Origin of the sequence: Chlamydia pecorum E58 (genome assembly GCF_000204135.1) — a bacterium.
GTDB lineage: Bacteria > Chlamydiota > Chlamydiia > Chlamydiales > Chlamydiaceae > Chlamydia > Chlamydia pecorum.
Genome location: NC_015408.1, coordinates 755306 through 770756, shown reverse-complemented (window position 1 = coordinate 770756; position 15451 = coordinate 755306). Strand labels below are relative to the sequence as shown.

Sequence of the window (15451 nt, the reverse complement as noted above, 5' to 3'; positions counted from 1 at the left end):
CTGAAGACAAATAAAATCACTTTAAGATAATTTGAGATTTAAAAAAAATATGTTGGAAAACTAAAGAATATGTATTAAAAAGCCCTTAAGAAATAAAGGATACTGTCTCAATAACACTAAAAAAAAAAAAAAAAAAAAAAAAAACCAACATAAAACTATGCCTCTCTTTAAAAGGGTTCTTTTATTTTATTTTTCTAAACATTAAATTGAAAATATGGCACATTCTTTCTTATAAAAATGTAAACATCAATTAATTCTTACGAAGATCTAGCAAGTATATAGGGTGGGTTTCATGGCCGTAGAACGAACAAGTTCAAAAGAAGAAATAGAAAAATTGATTGGGAAAGCTATTAAAAAAGTCTGCGGAAATAAAGAAAACGATCTATGCCGTTATCTTCCGGGTCCCAGCGGTGGTTACATGCACCACTTCACATTAAAGAAAATGAAAGGAACAGCTCCGGACCAGCTACTAAAAATGTTAAGAACCTTTATTTTAGATTCTGACTCTCCTCGCGTAATTCACCCGAAACCAAGAGCTCCTAGAGGATCTAAAAAACGTAGAGACCTGATTAATTTCACTAAAACAGATATTGAACGAGTTCTAGAGCTTGCTAGACAAGTTGGGGACAAAGATTTATTAGCACGTTTTAGCCCTAAAAAACCCCTTCCATCCCTAAAAAGAGAGCTTATTCGCTCTATCCGCAATGGGATTGTAAGTATCGAGTTATGGAATGCTTACGTGGAAGCTGTAAAATCAACCACTTCACCAAATCTTGAAGTTTCTCCATCCTTTGTCTAAAAAAAACTTGATAGACAGATAAAAAGTCCTGTCTATCAAGTGTTCTATTCTTATCCTACCCATTCCTCTTGTCAATGAGAACAAAATATGGCATACTAATAAGCTGCTTTAATTATAAAAACAAAGAATTTAAGTATTTCAGAGGGTAAATATGACACAAACAGCGAACAAACCTTTTGGAAAATTGCGATCCTTCTTATGGCCCATACATATGCATGAGTTGAAGAAGGTCTTGCCAATGTTCCTTATGTTCTTCTGTATCGCATTTAACTATACTGTGCTACGCGATACAAAGGATACTCTTATCGTAACAGCCCCAGGCTCTGGTGCAGAAGCGATTCCTTTTATTAAGTTTTGGCTTGTTGTTCCTTGTGCTGTTGTTTTCATGTTAATCTATGCAAAACTTAGTAATATATTGAGTAAGCAGGCATTATTTTACACCATTATCACTCCCTTCCTTGTATTTTTTGCCCTCTTTCCTACAGTAATCTATCCTCTACGAGATGTCCTACACCCAACAGTTTTTGCTGACCGTCTGCAGTCAATCTTGCCTCAAGGTTTACTCGGGGTTGTTGCGATCCTCAGAAACTGGACTTTTGCGGCCTTTTATGTTTTAGCAGAACTTTGGGGAAGCGTAATGTTATCTCTCATGTTCTGGGGATTTGCTAATGAAATCACTAAAATTAGTGAAGCCAAGCGTTTCTATGCTCTTTTCGGAGTTGGAGCTAATGTAGCTCTTTTAGCCTCTGGTCGAGCAATTATTTGGGCCTCCAGACTCCGAGCATCCGCTGGAGAAGGAGTGGATCCATGGGGACTTTCTCTCTACCTCTTAATGAGCATGACTATTGTTTCTGGCGTAGTTATTATGCTGAGCTATTGGTGGATGAATAGATTTGTTCTCACTGATCCAAGATTCTACAATCCTGAAGATCTTAAAAAAGCTAAGTCTTCCAAGCCTAAGATGAACATGAAAGATAGCTTTATGTATCTGTTAAGGTCTCCTTACATGCTTCTCTTAGCTCTCTTAGTAATTTCCTATGGCGTGTGCATTAACCTAGTTGAAGTAACTTGGAAAAGCCAATTAAAGCTTCAATATCCTAATGCTAATGATTATAGCGAGTTCATGGGGAACTTTTCTTTCTGGACTGGTGTAGTTTCTGTTTTTGTAATGGTCTTTATTGGTGGAAACGTTATCCGTAAGTTTGGCTGGCTCACAGGGGCTCTTGTCACTCCAGTAATGGTCTTGCTTACAGGCGTGGTTTTCTTTTCTTTAGTTATTTTCCGAGACAAAGCTTCAGGCTTAGTTGCAATGTTTGGAACAACTCCTTTAATGCTCGCAGTTATTGTTGGAGCGATCCAAAACATTCTTTCCAAGTCCACAAAATATGCCCTATTTGATGCGACAAAAGAAATGGCGTATATCCCCTTAGATCAAGAGCAAAAAGTTAAGGGTAAGGCTGCGATTGACGTTGTGGCTGCTCGCTTTGGAAAATCTGGAGGTGCGCTTATCCAACAAGGCCTTTTGGTTGTCTGTGGTAGCATTGGAGCAATGACTCCCCACTTAGCAATTATCTTATTCTTGATTATTGCAGTTTGGTTAGTCTCTGCGACAAAACTTAATAAACTCTTCCTTGCGGCTCTTAAAGATAAAGAATCTCAAGCTCCGGAAGAAGCCCCAGCTGCTCCTGTAGCTATAAAAGAGGCTCCAGCAGATGGAAGCGAAGGCATGGCGATGGAGAAAGCATCTTCTTAACATAGAAAGAGGAAGACTTTCTTCATAAAAAGAAAGCCCTGCTTCACAAATGTGAAGCAGGGCTTTTTCTTACGTTCTCTCTCTTACTCGAGCTAGTTATTTTCGTATTTTTTGAGTTCTTTTCCCAGTAACTTCGCTATAAGCAAATTTTGGTAATCGCTGCATTGCTTGTTGCATAGCTTTATACAAGGTAAAGTCTGTGCTTAAATAAGCTTTTGCAAAAAGAGAGTATGTTCTTGGAAGTAGCTTACCTAAAACATCTGGTAAAGCTTGCCTTTGCTTTTGAGGCTCTTTTTTCCTTTTAGCATCTATATTTTGAATCTCTTCTCTTAAAAGCAAAGCAAAGTTCAGCTTATAATCTATACTGAGGTCATCTAAAACATCATAGTTATATAAAAACCCGCCCAAGCTAGCGATTTGAAAAAATTCTCTCCTTTCTTGCCCACTAAATTCTAAAGAACAGAACCATAGCCACTCTTCATAACTTAGCATACGAATTAATTCTACCTGCTCCCAAGTCAAATTATGCAAAGAAAATAAAAGAAGATAACGATCAAAACCTACTTGCGTAGAGCAATCAAACACTCGAGACATCCTCTTAATATATAGAGGATTGTTCTCTACCTTAGCGATCCAAGAAGCCTTAACTTCATTATAAAGCCTTGCTCGAATTTCTCTTACCTCCTCCTTATCCCAATTTCCCGTCATGGCGAGCTCTTTTAAACTGCTAAGATCTTGCTGTGACATAGAAGCACAAATAGCATAAGTCAAAGGGTTGAAAACTGAAATGGAGCCAGAAGTACGTGCTATAGGTCCTAAAATACTATATGCCTTCTGTAAAATAGACTTGTGAGTTTCGTCCCAAGGGCAACTCTTACCGAGATCTACAAATCGATACAACCAGTGCATAGGACAATGCTTTAGTAACAAACTATCAAGATCTGGTAAGTGCTCATAGCCAAGTAACTTCTCTTCTCCATATTTGATGACCTTTTGGTATAGAGAACTCGGCAAGGACTCTAAGGATACACGAGAATTTAAAGCCACAATGACTGCTTTAAGTTCTTGAATAGTTAAACGTTGTTCTACAACAAAGTTATAAAACGTATACGGATATGTATTTTTTATAACTTTGAAAATGCCCTCGGGAATCTGAGGTTGCTTAACAAAAATAAGTTTTGCTATTAAAGCTGTTGCGATAATAGCTCCAGCTGCTAATACAAATATTCCACCTAAGCCATAGGCAACAGGAGAAGAACAGGTAACAAGCAAAATAAAGCCAGTAAGAATTAATATCGCTGCAGAAGCAATCGCTACAATAACACTAATGCTTCTAGGGGACTTCCTATCTAAAGACTCTAACGTATGTAAGGTTGAATGTGAAATAGCTGATGATGGATTCACTTATGTTTTAATCTAAGTTAAACACTTATACAATTATAAGAAGTTCTCTAAAAATTAGAAATTCACAATATTTTTTTCTTTGAAAGAAACTATTAAATTCAGAAAATCAAGAAATAAAACACAGTCAAATCACTCAATATTAGAAAGTTTTTGAATAAAATCATCTATAATCTGACTAATATCTTTAGATTTAACAGCTTTTCGAAGGTAAGGAGATAAAAACATCGCAAGATAGTCTATCATATTTTCCGTAACTTGAGAAGTCTGTCGCCCAAATTTCCCACTCCCAGAGGAGCTTTGTCCATAAGCATAAGCTTTCTTTATTTCATCTAATGTCATAAGCAAGACTTCAGGGCTACATGCTGCGGATGTTTCATCTAGAATGCCTTCCATGCATAATAAACCTACAACAAAGCATAGATTTTTACCCATGCGTCCCAAGCCATCAAAAAAACAAAACCACGGCCAATAGCCGAATTTATCCATATCTACAACTAATTGTAATTGCTCCCAAGAATATCCGACCCAACATAAACGATGTAATACTTTACCAATGTCCTCTTTATCCAAAGGCAAACACTGCACTCCTTGTGAGGCATTTTTGGATGTGACTTGTAGCTGCACGCCCTTACATTTATCTGCTAACTTGCTTATAATTTCTTGAACATTTTTATCTTGACTGTTCCAGGAAAGAGAGACTGAAGAGCTTGCATGTTGCTTTAAAACATCAAAATCCTTCTTGTCCAAGAGTTTCATTATATTGGGAACTCTTAAATCAAATAACCCGAGCAAATTATCTCCACCGCATAAAGCTGCAGCTCCTAACCAATAACAGCCTCGGTATTTGACATCGCAACCACGAGATCTTAATATATTTTCATCCCCCATATTGATCAGAGTTTTTAACATATAAAAGGGGCAGTGTTTTCTTAAAAAAGGCTCTAAGGGTTGGAGTTCAACTCCCTGAACTCCCTGCTCAAGATTTTTCACTCCAAATCTTAATATTTTTCGCGCAAGTCTTTCAGGAAGACCAGATAGAAGACTCTCTAAATCCCCACTTTTCTTAGTGTTCTCTAAAATATTCAGAACTGCTCTGAATTCTGAAAGCGTAAGGTGCTCTTTAACAAGTAAATTATAAACAACATCAGGATATGTACTTTTAACTACGTTTAAGAAGCCTTGGGGAAGGTTTTTCGGGGCTCTCTTTATCTCTGGCACTAGAGTAACAGCTAGAATTGCAAGAGCAGCAATTCCCAATGTTCCCCCGACAATATAAGAAATGGGAGACATCAGACAGACGACAGCAAGAATAGCAGCTAAGGCAATAGCGACAACAACTGCAATTTTTGCTAGTAGTAGACAAGAATTTTTCCTACTTAAATCATTATTTTTAAAAATAGAGCTCGATGCTATGTTAATAGATACGCTCACTAAAAATCCTCAAAATAAATGATCTGTTCATTAATTGTAAAAAATTGTACTAACAATATCAAGCCTAATTATTAGTGAAAATCTCAATAAGAAAAATAGAATGTCCTAGAGAAATAAGATATTTTAAAAATAGGAATTATTAAAAGATCTTCTTAAGAGATTGACAAGTAAAAATCTGTCTTCTAATAATATGGGCTTGTTTTGGGTTCAGACCACTTCTCATGCATCAAAAGCATAACGTGAAAAACATTCGCAATTTCTCAATTATTGCTCATATCGATCACGGGAAATCTACTATTGCGGATCGTCTACTTGAAAGTACTAGTACCGTTGAACAGAGAGAAATGCGAGAGCAACTCTTAGATTCCATGGATTTGGAGCGAGAGCGAGGTATTACCATCAAAGCACACCCCGTCACGATGACCTATGAGTATCAAGGGGAAACGTACGAGCTCAATCTAATAGACACTCCTGGGCATGTGGACTTTTCCTATGAGGTCTCTCGTTCTCTTGCTGCATGTGAGGGAGCATTGCTTATTGTGGATGCTGCTCAAGGAGTTCAAGCCCAGAGTCTTGCCAATGTATACTTAGCTTTAGAGCGTGATTTAGAGATTATTCCTATACTCAATAAAATAGATCTTCCTGCTGCGGATCCTGAAAGAATCCGTCAGCAAATAGAGGACTATATTGGGCTCGATACAACAAATGCTATTGCATGTTCCGCGAAAACAGGACAAGGAATTTCTGAAATTCTAGAAGCCATTATAAACCTTATTCCCCCTCCTAAAGAGCCAGAAGACACTGTACTAAAAGCTCTTGTCTTTGACTCTCATTATAACCCTTACGTGGGGATTATGGTATATGTACGCATTATCAGCGGAGAGCTAAAAAAGGGCGATCTCGTGATGTTTATGTCGTCACGTAAGGCTACCTTTGAAGTTTTAGGAGTAGGAGCCTTTCTTCCTGAAGCGACCTTAATAGAAGGGGCTTTGCGTCCTGGTCAGGTAGGGTATTTTATCGCCAATATTAAGAAAGTCAAAGATGTAAAAATTGGTGATACGGTAACTACAGAAAAACATCCTGCCAAAGAACCTTTAGATGGTTTTAAGGAGATTTCTCCTGTAGTCTTTGCTGGGATCTATCCTACAGATTCTTCAGACTTTGACTCTCTTAAAGATGCTTTAGGGAGGTTGCAGCTGAATGATTCCGCTCTTACTATAGAGCAAGAAAGCAGCCATTCTTTAGGGTTTGGGTTTCGTTGTGGATTTTTAGGACTATTGCATCTTGAGATTATTTTTGAGAGGATCATTCGGGAATTTGACTTAGATATTATCGCCACAGCACCGAGCGTCATTTATAAAGTTGTGATGAAAAACGGTAAGATCCTTCATATCGACAACCCTGCAGGCTATCCAGATCCTGCTAATATCGAACATGTTGAAGAGCCTTGGGTCCATGTCAATATTATCTCACCTCAAGAGTATCTTAGCAGTATTATGAACCTCTGTTTGGAAAAGCGTGGGGTTTGTCTCAAAACAGAGATGTTGGATCATCACCGCTTGGTTCTTTCCTATGATCTTCCTTTGAATGAAATTGTTTCAGATTTCAATGATAAGCTCAAATCTGTAACTAAGGGATATGGTTCTTTTGATTATCGCCTCGGAGACTATCGCAAGAGTCCTATTATTAAATTAGAAATTCTTATCAATGATGAGCCTGTAGATGCTTTTTCGTGCCTTGTACATCGAGACAAAGCTGAAGCCCAAGGAAGGAAAATTTGTGAGAAGCTTGTAGATGTCATCCCCCAGCAGCTCTTTAAGATCCCAATTCAAGCTGCTATTAATAAGAAGATTATCGCTAGAGAAACGATCCGAGCACTCTCTAAAAATGTCACAGCGAAGTGCTATGGTGGCGATATCACAAGAAAACGCAAGCTCTGGGAAAAGCAAAAGAAAGGGAAAAAACGCATGAAAGAGTTTGGGAAAGTCTCTATACCCAATACAGCTTTCATAGAAGTATTAAAGTTAGATTAACACTATTACCTTACCTGTACTGTTGTTTTATCTCCAACCCAGTTTGTATGATAAAATTCTCCTCGAGGGCGATCCTTGCGCTCATAAAAGTGCGATCCGAAGTAATCTCTAAGACCCTGAGCAAGAGCTGCAGAGGAATCCGCTGTACGATAGCCATCATAAAAACTTAATCCCGCTGCTAAGCAAGGGATAGGTACTCCTACTCCGATTCCGGCAATTACAGTTCTTCGCCATCCGGCCTCAGCATTTTTTAAGGCAGATTTAAAGAACTCCTGGAAAATTAATGAGGGGTTTTCAGGATCCTGGCAAAAACCTTTATAAATTGCGTCTAAAAAAACACTTTGGATAATACATCCCCCACGCCAAAGCAAAGCAAGTTCTCCTAAATTGAGATCCCAGGAGTACTCCCGAGATGCCTCACTTAACAACATAAACCCTTGGGCATAACTGATAATTTTGGAAGCATAGAGGGCATGAAAAACATCATGCACAAAGGCCGAAACATCTCGAGGCTTTTCAAAGATTAACGGAACTCCAGGAAACTCTTGGGAAGCTTGTTCTCGACTCTCTTTCCATGAAGAAAGGAATCTAGCCAAAACTGACTCGATAATTAAAGAGAGGGGGACACCGATATCTAAAGCATCAATAGCTACCCACTTTCCTGTTCCTTTTTGTCCTGCGGTATCTAAAATCGTATCAATTACAGGAATATTATTTTCATTTTTTAATGCTAATACCTCTGCAGTAATGCGGATAAGATAACTTTCAAGCTCCTGTTCATTCCACTCTTTGAAAATTTCGGAAATCTCTTCTGCAGAAAGCCCCAGGAAACTTTTCAACAGACCATAAGCCTCACAAATTAGCTGGATATCCCCATACTCAATCCCATTATGAACGGCTTTAACATAATGCCCAGCACCTCCTTGTCCTACCCAAACACAACATGGCTGTCCTTGTACCTTAGCCGCGATTGCCTGGAAGATCGGAGCCACCAAAGGCCATGCTTCGGGGTTTCCTCCAGGCATAATAGAAGGTCCGTGACGTGCGCCTTCTTCCCCTCCAGAAATCCCCACACCTAAAAAAAGAATCCCTGATTGCTTTAGCTCTCGATAGCGACGCTCGGAATCCTTAAAATAACTATTTCCTCCATCGATAATCACATCTCCGGGCTCTAAAAGAGGCAATAACAACTGAATCATCTGATCTACTGGAGCGCCAGCTTGAATCATAAGCATGACCTTCCTAGGTCTTTTTAAAGAAAGTACAAACTCCTTTAAAGATTCAAATCCCAATAGCTGGGAATCATTAGGACGTTCCTTTAGACAGTTTCGAGTTTTTTCTGGTGTACGATTGTAAATAGATACAGAAAATCCATGATCTCGCATATTGAAAACGAGATTTTTCCCCATAACAGCTAGGCCAATTAAGCCAATATCTGTCTGCTTCACCATGTACCCTCCAAAACTCTCAAATTAAATATAAAACAAGCTTTCGTTTCTTTCCTTGTGCCAATAAAACATAGTGGCTAAAACATATCTGTGATTCTTCCAAAGTACTCTGATTATCTCTTATAGTGAAGTTATTCACATATAGACCTTTCTGTTCAATAAGACGGCGGGCCTCCCCCTTAGAATTACAAAAACCTACAGAAACACAAAGATCAATCCAACGTTTTCCTAAAACTGCAGATTTCTTTATTTTTATTCCAAAGCCATTTGCAACAAGCTCTTGAAAGTTCTGTTCACTTAAAGATATCAAAGCTCCAGGATGAATGCTCTCCGTAACTCGCTGTGCTTCAGAAAGGCCTTGCTCTCCATGGATTGCATGGACAATATTTTCTGCAACGGTCCTCTTTACACCTATAGGATCTGAAAGGAATTGCTGATCCAAGGCAAAGATTTCTTCATTACTCAACATAGTTAATGTCCTTGCAACGACTAAAACATCGCTATCAGGAAGACGCAAAAAGTACTGATAAAGCTCATACGGACTGGTTAATTCTGGATCTAGCCATATCGTCCCTGACTCTGTCTTTCCTATTTTTTTCCCTTGACTGTCCGTTAGCAAAGGATAGGTCAGACCATGAGCCTGACCTAAATTATGCCGACGGATAAACTCTATCCCTAAGGTAATATTCCCCCACTGATCACTGCCCCCGCACTGAAGGACAACTCCATAATTCTTAAACAAATAGTAAAAATCATATGCCTGTAAGAGCATATAACTAAATTCTGTGTAGCTAAGTCCCTCTTCAGAATCTAAGCGTTGTTTCACTACATCTTTAGTAAGCATCTGCCCAAGACGAAAATGCTTTCCTACATCCCGAAGAAAATCAATCACAGAAAAATGCTGAACCCAATCGATATTATTGAGTATAGTCACCCCTGGAAGGTGCTTAGCAAGGCTCTTCGTAATTTTCTGGCTATTTTCAGAGACTTCTTTAGCACTAAGAAGAGACCTTTCAGCATTCTTCCCCGAAGGATCTCCAACCATCCCCGTTGCGCCTCCAACTAAGGCAATGGGAGTCATGCCATACTGTGCCAGTCTTTTTAAAAAACAAATCCCTATCCAATGGCCAATATGCAAGGAGGCTGCTGTAGGATCAAATCCTAAATATGCAGACACTGGTTTCTCTATACTGTCTAAACCAGCAGAGAAATTTTCAAGAATACCGCGATCTTTCAAAGAAAGTACAAATGCGTGCATAAACTTCTACGAAAAAAATGAATGCATTCATCTTAATGGGAGAACTGCTTATATGCAAGATTGACCTTCCTTCATCCCTATAAAGATTCTATATTGTAATAATATCTTCCTCATATAACATGGGCTCTACTTTGATTTTCTTTGGATTTCTTATGTTAAATTCTTCTATTTGCTCTACGAGTGTCTCCCTTAGCTTTCAGCATAACCCTGTAATACAAAAACGTTGCCGTATTCTCACGTTTCTTCTTGCTAGTGTGACATTTCTTACGGGAAGCATCTTAGCTATGGTTACCAAAGAAATTTTCTATGGTCTACTCTGTGTTTTAGGGGGAATTCTCTTTGCTATAGCACTCCTAATTCATAGGCGCCTTACAGCTACAACATCGAGTGCAGAAATTCTCTTAAAGAAAAGCAGATAATGCAACACGAAGCTTTATTAGAGCTTTAGAATGGATTTGAGAAACCCGAGATTCGCTCACTCCAAGGATTTTTCCAATTTCCTTAAGGACAAGCCCTTCATAATAATAGAGTGCCATTACCTGACGCTCTTTTTCTTCTAGCCCTTGTATAGCAAGAGCTAGAAATGAACAAAACTCTTTTTTATCAACAACATCATAACCTGTTTCTGCCCTCTCATCAGGAATACGTTCTTCGAGAGCTATGCCCTCTCCTTCACAGCTATGCGAAGGCCAATCCGTATTTAAAGAAATAATCAAAGCAGGGCGAGAAGAAGCAAACCATTGTGAAAGCTCATGAAGAGAGATATTTAAATACTCACACAGCTCCAAATCCGTAGGCTCCTTCCCTAAAGATTGTCTTAGAGTATCCATTGCTTCTGTTAACTTGTTCGCCTTTTGATATACGCTACGCGGGACCCAATCCTGTTTCCTTAAATCATCAATAATGGCAGCTTTAATTAAAAAGATCGCGAAACCTTCAAAACGACTCCTTTCCGGATTATATCTCTCTACAGCGCGCACTAGACCCTCGACCCCAGAAGCATACAGATCCTGCGTCTTAATATGCGGAGGCATTCCTACAATCAAACGATGGACAGCACTCTTCACAAGATGAAGATAGGACTCAATTAAGGAATCCCGGTACTGTATATCTTGCGTCTCCCAATAGAGATTCCACAGTTCGGAAAGGTAAGATGACTGTTCTATTTTCACAAAAAAAATCTTATACAGTTATTTACAACATGTTAATAAATATTTTTATTTTAAACAATCATCCAAATAAAACATAAGTTTGTGAATTTAGTTTTAAACATAGATCAGGGGAGCAAAACCTCATCAGAAACTGTGCCTAAGCATATAATTGGGAGCTCTTCGGGAAGTTCACTTTGCGACAAAACCAAAAGATCGGGGAAGTGTGGATCCAGGATTTTTTTTACTTCAAATCGTGTTTCACATCCTGTAACTATAGCACGAAATTCATTATGGGAAGACTGCTTTAAAATAGTTCTTACTTGATCTATAACTTTATCTTGCATGATTGGCTTAGACTTTGAGTATAAGTTGCTTATCATCTTCTCTACATGCACATCTATCGTGATTACCTTTAGAGTTTCTTCTTCTCTCCAAAGACTTCTTCCGATTTGCTTTCCTAAATACTTTCTAATTTTTTCAGCTAGAGCATCTAGATGTTCCCCATCGCTATGCTGGATCGCGATAGCTTCTAAAATTTGAGGAAATAACTTTAAAGAAATCCTTTCTTTCACGAGTAAACGAATTAAAGCAACAAGAGAGACATATGAGAGTTTTCTAGGAATTACTTCCTCTATAGCAAAGCCAAAAAGTCTCTGGGTATCTTCAATATAGTGCCGGACCAAATCACCATGAACTCCTAAGTATGCCGCCCTCCTCAATATTAAGAGCATTTCTTCAAAAGAAGCTTCTGTAAGCTCAAAACTTTGTCCAAACAGCTTTAGAAAGGCTGTTTTATGAGAACATCCACGAAACTCTAAAGGGAAAGGAACCCCCAGCTCCTGCATCAAAACTTTTCTAGCCTGAATATAGTTATCCCTTAACTCACCTATAGAAAGAGACTCAGGGAAATATACTTCAACATAATCCATTCCCTCTTTGAGGAAGGATTCTTCGGAAGAAATCTCATGCTCTTTATAGCCTATCCACAGAGCTCCCCCTAATAAAAGAATCGGAAGTTTAGGGACACTTTCTATAGCAAGTAGGGAGAATATGCCTAAGGCTACTAAACGAAAGTGTGGACGAGCTTGATGGTAATACTCTAAGAACTGAGCTAGCAAAGTGTCTTTGTTACCTATCTTCCCAATTAAAGTTGCTGCAGCACAAGAAGTAAACAACGCCGGAACTTGACTAACCAAAGCATCCCCTAAAACAGTTAGCCAAAGGGTCTGCACGTCACAACTTAACGCATAGGAGAGATAGACTGCGGCAAATGTATTCAATAGAAAAAGCACGCAGCTGATAATAGCATCTCCTTTGACAAAGCGAAATACTCCCTCCATAGACGAAAAAAAATCGCTTTCTTCTATGAGCCTTTGCTTTCTTAGTTCAACTTCGCTATGAAAAATCCTTCCCGACAAAAGATCAGCATCTAAAGACATCTGCCTTCCGGGAAGAGCATCTAGGACAAAGCGAGAGCGCACTTCTGCGACTCTTTCAGCCCCTCTAGCAATTACCAAAAAATTCACAAAAAATAGCATGAAACACGCCAGTATAGAAGAAAGAATATTCCCTAAAGAAAAAAAACTTCCCAAAGCAAAGATCAAGGGTGAAGCAGTACCTGAAGCAACAATCCATCGTGTTGAAGCTAAATTTAATCCTAAACGCAACAAGCATAGATATAAAAGCATCGAAGGGAAGCACTGGGCAGAGCTAGAAGATCGTAGAGAAAAAACCCAACATACGGTAAGCAGGGAGAACGCGAAGTTAATACATACACAAAAATCAAGGACCGCACGAGGCAAGGGGAGCAAGACAGAAAGCAATATCCCTAGAGGAATTAAAATAATTTGCCACGAGTAAGTTTTTTTCTCAGGCACAAGGGCCCTCCCTGAGAGTATTCTTCTTTTTACATACTGCCACATCCGAATATCTTCAAGAAAAACCCCTAAACATTCCTAGAGATCAATCTTTGATCTTGTCACCTAATATATTCTGTGCTAACGTTGTTTTCCTTTAAGCCTCTTATCGGAGTATAGCGCAGCCTGGTTAGCGCGGTTGCTTTGGGAGCAATAGGTCGGGGGTTCGAATCCCTCTACTCCGAGCCTTTCTAGGAATTTTCATAGGGATACGTCATTACTATGGCAAAGCTTATTATTACCTCAGAAGACGAACAACATGAGTTTGATCTAGAAAATGGAGAGCAAATTGCAGAGTCTTGTGAATCTGCAGGGATTCCTTTTGCTTGCACTGAAGGTGTTTGTGGCACTTGTGTAGTAGAAGTTCTAGAGGGAAAAGAAAATCTTTCAGAATTTACAGAAGCTGAAAGAGACTTCTTAGGAGATTCCGAGGATGAAAACGAAAGGTTAGCTTGTCAGTGCCATATTAAAGGGGGCTGCGTAAAGCTCACCTTTTAGCTTTGTTAAGAATTTTAACAAAATCACACTTATAAAGAATAGTCTGGTTATTTTTTCCTTATAACTTCTTGCCCTCCCTCTTATTTATATCTTTAAATATAGAAAAGCTTTGCCCCATCCTAAAGCAAGTTTTACCAAGCTTCTTTACATTATCAAAAATTAATAAAATCTTAATTTATAATACAATTAAAGAACGCAGCCACAAAAATAATAAACTGTTATAATTCTACTGGTTAGTAGTTGTACAATTAATTTTAAAACTCAAAAGCCTTATGCAAACTATTCCAGCATCTCTATTAACTCCTTTGCCTATCTTTCTTAAAATACAACATGAAGACTCTTTTATGTCCCCTATCAAGCGCATAGATATGGTGGTTTTTTTCCTGATTATTCTTAATGGACTTCTTGTTACTGCTGTCAGTTTAGCTCTAGGGCTTTTCTTTAATATTCCTGTAATTTACTTCCTTACAGGGCTGACTATTGCTACTATATTTACTGCAGTATTTGGCATTTATAAGCTGATTAAAAACAAGTCTCTCGCGTGCAACGACATCCCAAAAGGGTAAAAGTTTAAAATAAGAGTTATCAATACACTAAAAATATAAGAATTATGGCGAGTTTACCTTTAAATAATTTCCTTTCAGGAGGGGAACGTTTATCAAACTTTATAAAGAAACCGAATGAGAACGATGTCCCCAGTAAAGATCAAAGCACCATTCAGAAGGTTGCATTAACCATCATTGCAATTCTTGCTCTTTCCATAGCTATTGTCTCTGGAATAGTTGCATGTATTCTGTGTCAGCCATTACTCTGTATTTTAACAGGAGCTTCTGCTGGAATCGCTCTTTTATGCTTGGGGGCTCTCCTTTGCCATAAAAAGCGTGCCGTTACAAAATCAGAACCTTCTAGAACTAGTAGTCCTGAACCCAAATCCATTCCTGAATCTAGAAGTCCATCTCCTACACCTCTACCAACAGTTTCTCCTACCCCCTTGCCACAGACAACGTTTCCCAAACATAATGTCCTTCTTGGACAAAACTGGGATAGGAAACGAGATCTGAAAGAAGTTATTCCAAATGCTACTCTTGCAACTTCAAATCAGCGTTGTAATATCTGGAAGCTTTCGAGAAGCTTTGGCGGCAAATCTGATATCATTTTAATAGACACAGAAGGGGATATTACAAGACCACGTGTCATCGTACCCAACTCTTCTATAATGTTTGTAAATGCCGCAAATCCTAGTATGACACAAGGAGGGGGAGGCACAAACGCAGCCTTCACAAAAGCTGTTAGCGATCGGTGTTGGGAACAATCAAAGCATTCTATAAATACGGTCAATCCAACAGCAAACCTTAGCGTGAGTGAATGTCGCTCCAGCCAATGGGAAGGTCGTGATCAAGCTCACATCTTCACTGAGGGCCCCACACACTTTTTTGCGCAGCTTTTAGGGCCACAGGCAAGACTGTGCAATAGCAACTGGGAGGAGGCATACGAAAAATGTTATCAAGCGTATTTACAATGTTTCTGCGAGGCTAAACGGCAAAAAGCAGATCTAGTTCAGATTCCTTTACTTTCTTCTGGAATTTACGCACCGTTATCAAATGAAAATCAAGGAATAAACCGAGAGTTGTGGTTACAAGCTGTATGTTCGTCTCTAGTTAGCGCTGCTCAAAAATTTTCCGAAGTAAAAAATAATAATTTAATAATTGTTCTTACTGGAATTAACGGACCTCAGCTTGATTAAAGAAAGAACGGGGAAG

General features: G+C 38.7%; 13 protein-coding genes and 1 tRNA gene. 8 read left to right on the top strand and 6 right to left on the bottom strand.

The annotated features are described in order from the left end of the window. Positions 1 to 292: 292 nt before the first annotated feature. Both ddbA and npt1 read left to right on the top strand, forming a co-directional pair. Entirely contained in the window at positions 293 to 799 is a 507-nt protein-coding gene (gene ddbA, locus G5S_RS03460; protein ID WP_013712808.1) for a DNA binding protein DdbA, read from the top strand. Between the two features lie 151 nt (positions 800 to 950). Beyond that, positions 951 to 2552, top strand: coding sequence for an NTP/NDP exchange transporter Npt1 (npt1, locus tag G5S_RS03455; protein ID WP_013712807.1), 1602 nt, complete (start codon positions 951 to 953; stop codon positions 2550 to 2552). A 96-nt stretch (positions 2553 to 2648) separates the two neighbouring features. On the opposite strand, the gene G5S_RS03450 is transcribed toward npt1, so the two are convergent. Further along, complete coding sequence (locus G5S_RS03450; RefSeq protein WP_013712806.1) at positions 2649 to 3956, bottom strand: DUF1389 domain-containing protein; 1308 nt, start codon at positions 3954 to 3956, stop codon at positions 2649 to 2651. A 129-nt stretch (positions 3957 to 4085) separates the two neighbouring features. After that, positions 4086 to 5387: a DUF1389 domain-containing protein gene (locus G5S_RS03445; RefSeq protein ID WP_013712804.1), complete on the bottom strand. Its 1302-nt coding sequence runs from the start codon at positions 5385 to 5387 to the stop codon at positions 4086 to 4088. A 221-nt stretch (positions 5388 to 5608) separates the two neighbouring features. On the opposite strand from G5S_RS03445, the gene lepA reads away from it, so the two are divergent. Beyond that, positions 5609 to 7420 carry a translation elongation factor 4 gene (lepA, locus tag G5S_RS03440; protein WP_013712802.1) on the top strand — a complete coding sequence of 604 codons (1812 nt, stop codon included), beginning with the start codon at positions 5609 to 5611 and terminating at the stop codon, positions 7418 to 7420. Positions 7421 to 7425: 5 nt separating this feature from the next. Here the strand turns inward: lepA and gnd are convergent, their stop codons facing one another. Both gnd and tyrS read right to left on the bottom strand, forming a co-directional pair. Continuing rightward, positions 7426 to 8871, bottom strand: a complete 1446-nt coding sequence (gene gnd / locus G5S_RS03435) for a decarboxylating NADP(+)-dependent phosphogluconate dehydrogenase (protein ID WP_041467026.1) — start codon at positions 8869 to 8871, stop codon at positions 7426 to 7428. A 16-nt stretch (positions 8872 to 8887) separates the two neighbouring features. Beyond that, complete coding sequence (gene tyrS, locus G5S_RS03430; protein ID WP_013712800.1) at positions 8888 to 10126, bottom strand: tyrosine--tRNA ligase; 1239 nt, start codon at positions 10124 to 10126, stop codon at positions 8888 to 8890. 152 nt (positions 10127 to 10278) lie between these two features. Between tyrS and G5S_RS03425 the strand changes: the two genes are divergently transcribed. After that, on the top strand, positions 10279 to 10545 hold the full coding sequence (locus G5S_RS03425) for a hypothetical protein (protein ID WP_155244067.1): 267 nt from the start codon (positions 10279 to 10281) through the stop codon (positions 10543 to 10545). On the opposite strand, the gene G5S_RS03420 is transcribed toward G5S_RS03425, so the two are convergent. Together G5S_RS03420 and G5S_RS03415 are read right to left on the bottom strand one after the other, a co-directional pair. Next, a complete protein-coding gene (locus G5S_RS03420) occupies positions 10528 to 11298 on the bottom strand; it encodes a FliA/WhiG family RNA polymerase sigma factor (protein ID WP_013712798.1) in 771 nt (256 codons plus the stop codon). The genes G5S_RS03425 and G5S_RS03420 overlap by 18 nt on opposite strands. Positions 11299 to 11402: 104 nt before the next feature. Beyond that, positions 11403 to 13199 (bottom strand): FHIPEP family type III secretion protein, encoded by a 1797-nt coding sequence (locus tag G5S_RS03415; protein WP_013712796.1) that lies wholly within the window; start codon positions 13197 to 13199, stop codon positions 11403 to 11405. 104 nt (positions 13200 to 13303) lie between these two features. On the opposite strand from G5S_RS03415, the gene G5S_RS03410 reads away from it, so the two are divergent. The 4 genes from G5S_RS03410 to G5S_RS04920 all read left to right on the top strand — a co-directional run bounded on the left by G5S_RS03410 (position 13304) and on the right by G5S_RS04920 (position 15435). Then, positions 13304 to 13378 (top strand) — tRNA-Pro (locus tag G5S_RS03410). Positions 13379 to 13415: 37 nt separating this feature from the next. After that, positions 13416 to 13691 (top strand): 2Fe-2S iron-sulfur cluster-binding protein, encoded by a 276-nt coding sequence (locus tag G5S_RS03405; protein ID WP_013712795.1) that lies wholly within the window; start codon positions 13416 to 13418, stop codon positions 13689 to 13691. A 272-nt stretch (positions 13692 to 13963) separates the two neighbouring features. Further along, entirely contained in the window at positions 13964 to 14257 is a 294-nt protein-coding gene (locus G5S_RS03400; protein ID WP_013712793.1) for a hypothetical protein, read from the top strand. Positions 14258 to 14301: 44 nt separating this feature from the next. Then, positions 14302 to 15435 (top strand): macro domain-containing protein, encoded by a 1134-nt coding sequence (locus tag G5S_RS04920; protein ID WP_013712792.1) that lies wholly within the window; start codon positions 14302 to 14304, stop codon positions 15433 to 15435. Positions 15436 to 15451: the final 16 nt, after the last annotated feature.

What these genes read in the sequence shown, in the direction of transcription:
- ddbA (WP_013712808.1), top strand. Translation starts at nt 293, where the DNA reads ATGGCCGTAGAACGAACAAGTTCAAAAGAAGAAATAGAAAAATTGATT.
- npt1 (WP_013712807.1), top strand. Translation starts at nt 951, where the DNA reads ATGACACAAACAGCGAACAAACCTTTTGGAAAATTGCGATCCTTCTTA.
- lepA (WP_013712802.1), top strand. Translation starts at nt 5,609, where the DNA reads ATGCATCAAAAGCATAACGTGAAAAACATTCGCAATTTCTCAATTATT.
- gnd (WP_041467026.1), bottom strand. Translation starts at nt 8,871, where the DNA reads ATGGTGAAGCAGACAGATATTGGCTTAATTGGCCTAGCTGTTATGGGG.
- tyrS (WP_013712800.1), bottom strand. Translation starts at nt 10,126, where the DNA reads ATGCACGCATTTGTACTTTCTTTGAAAGATCGCGGTATTCTTGAAAAT.
- G5S_RS03425 (WP_155244067.1), top strand. Translation starts at nt 10,279, where the DNA reads ATGTTAAATTCTTCTATTTGCTCTACGAGTGTCTCCCTTAGCTTTCAG.
- G5S_RS03415 (WP_013712796.1), bottom strand. Translation starts at nt 13,199, where the DNA reads ATGTGGCAGTATGTAAAAAGAAGAATACTCTCAGGGAGGGCCCTTGTG.
- G5S_RS03405 (WP_013712795.1), top strand. Translation starts at nt 13,416, where the DNA reads ATGGCAAAGCTTATTATTACCTCAGAAGACGAACAACATGAGTTTGAT.
- G5S_RS03400 (WP_013712793.1), top strand. Translation starts at nt 13,964, where the DNA reads ATGCAAACTATTCCAGCATCTCTATTAACTCCTTTGCCTATCTTTCTT.
- G5S_RS04920 (WP_013712792.1), top strand. Translation starts at nt 14,302, where the DNA reads ATGGCGAGTTTACCTTTAAATAATTTCCTTTCAGGAGGGGAACGTTTA.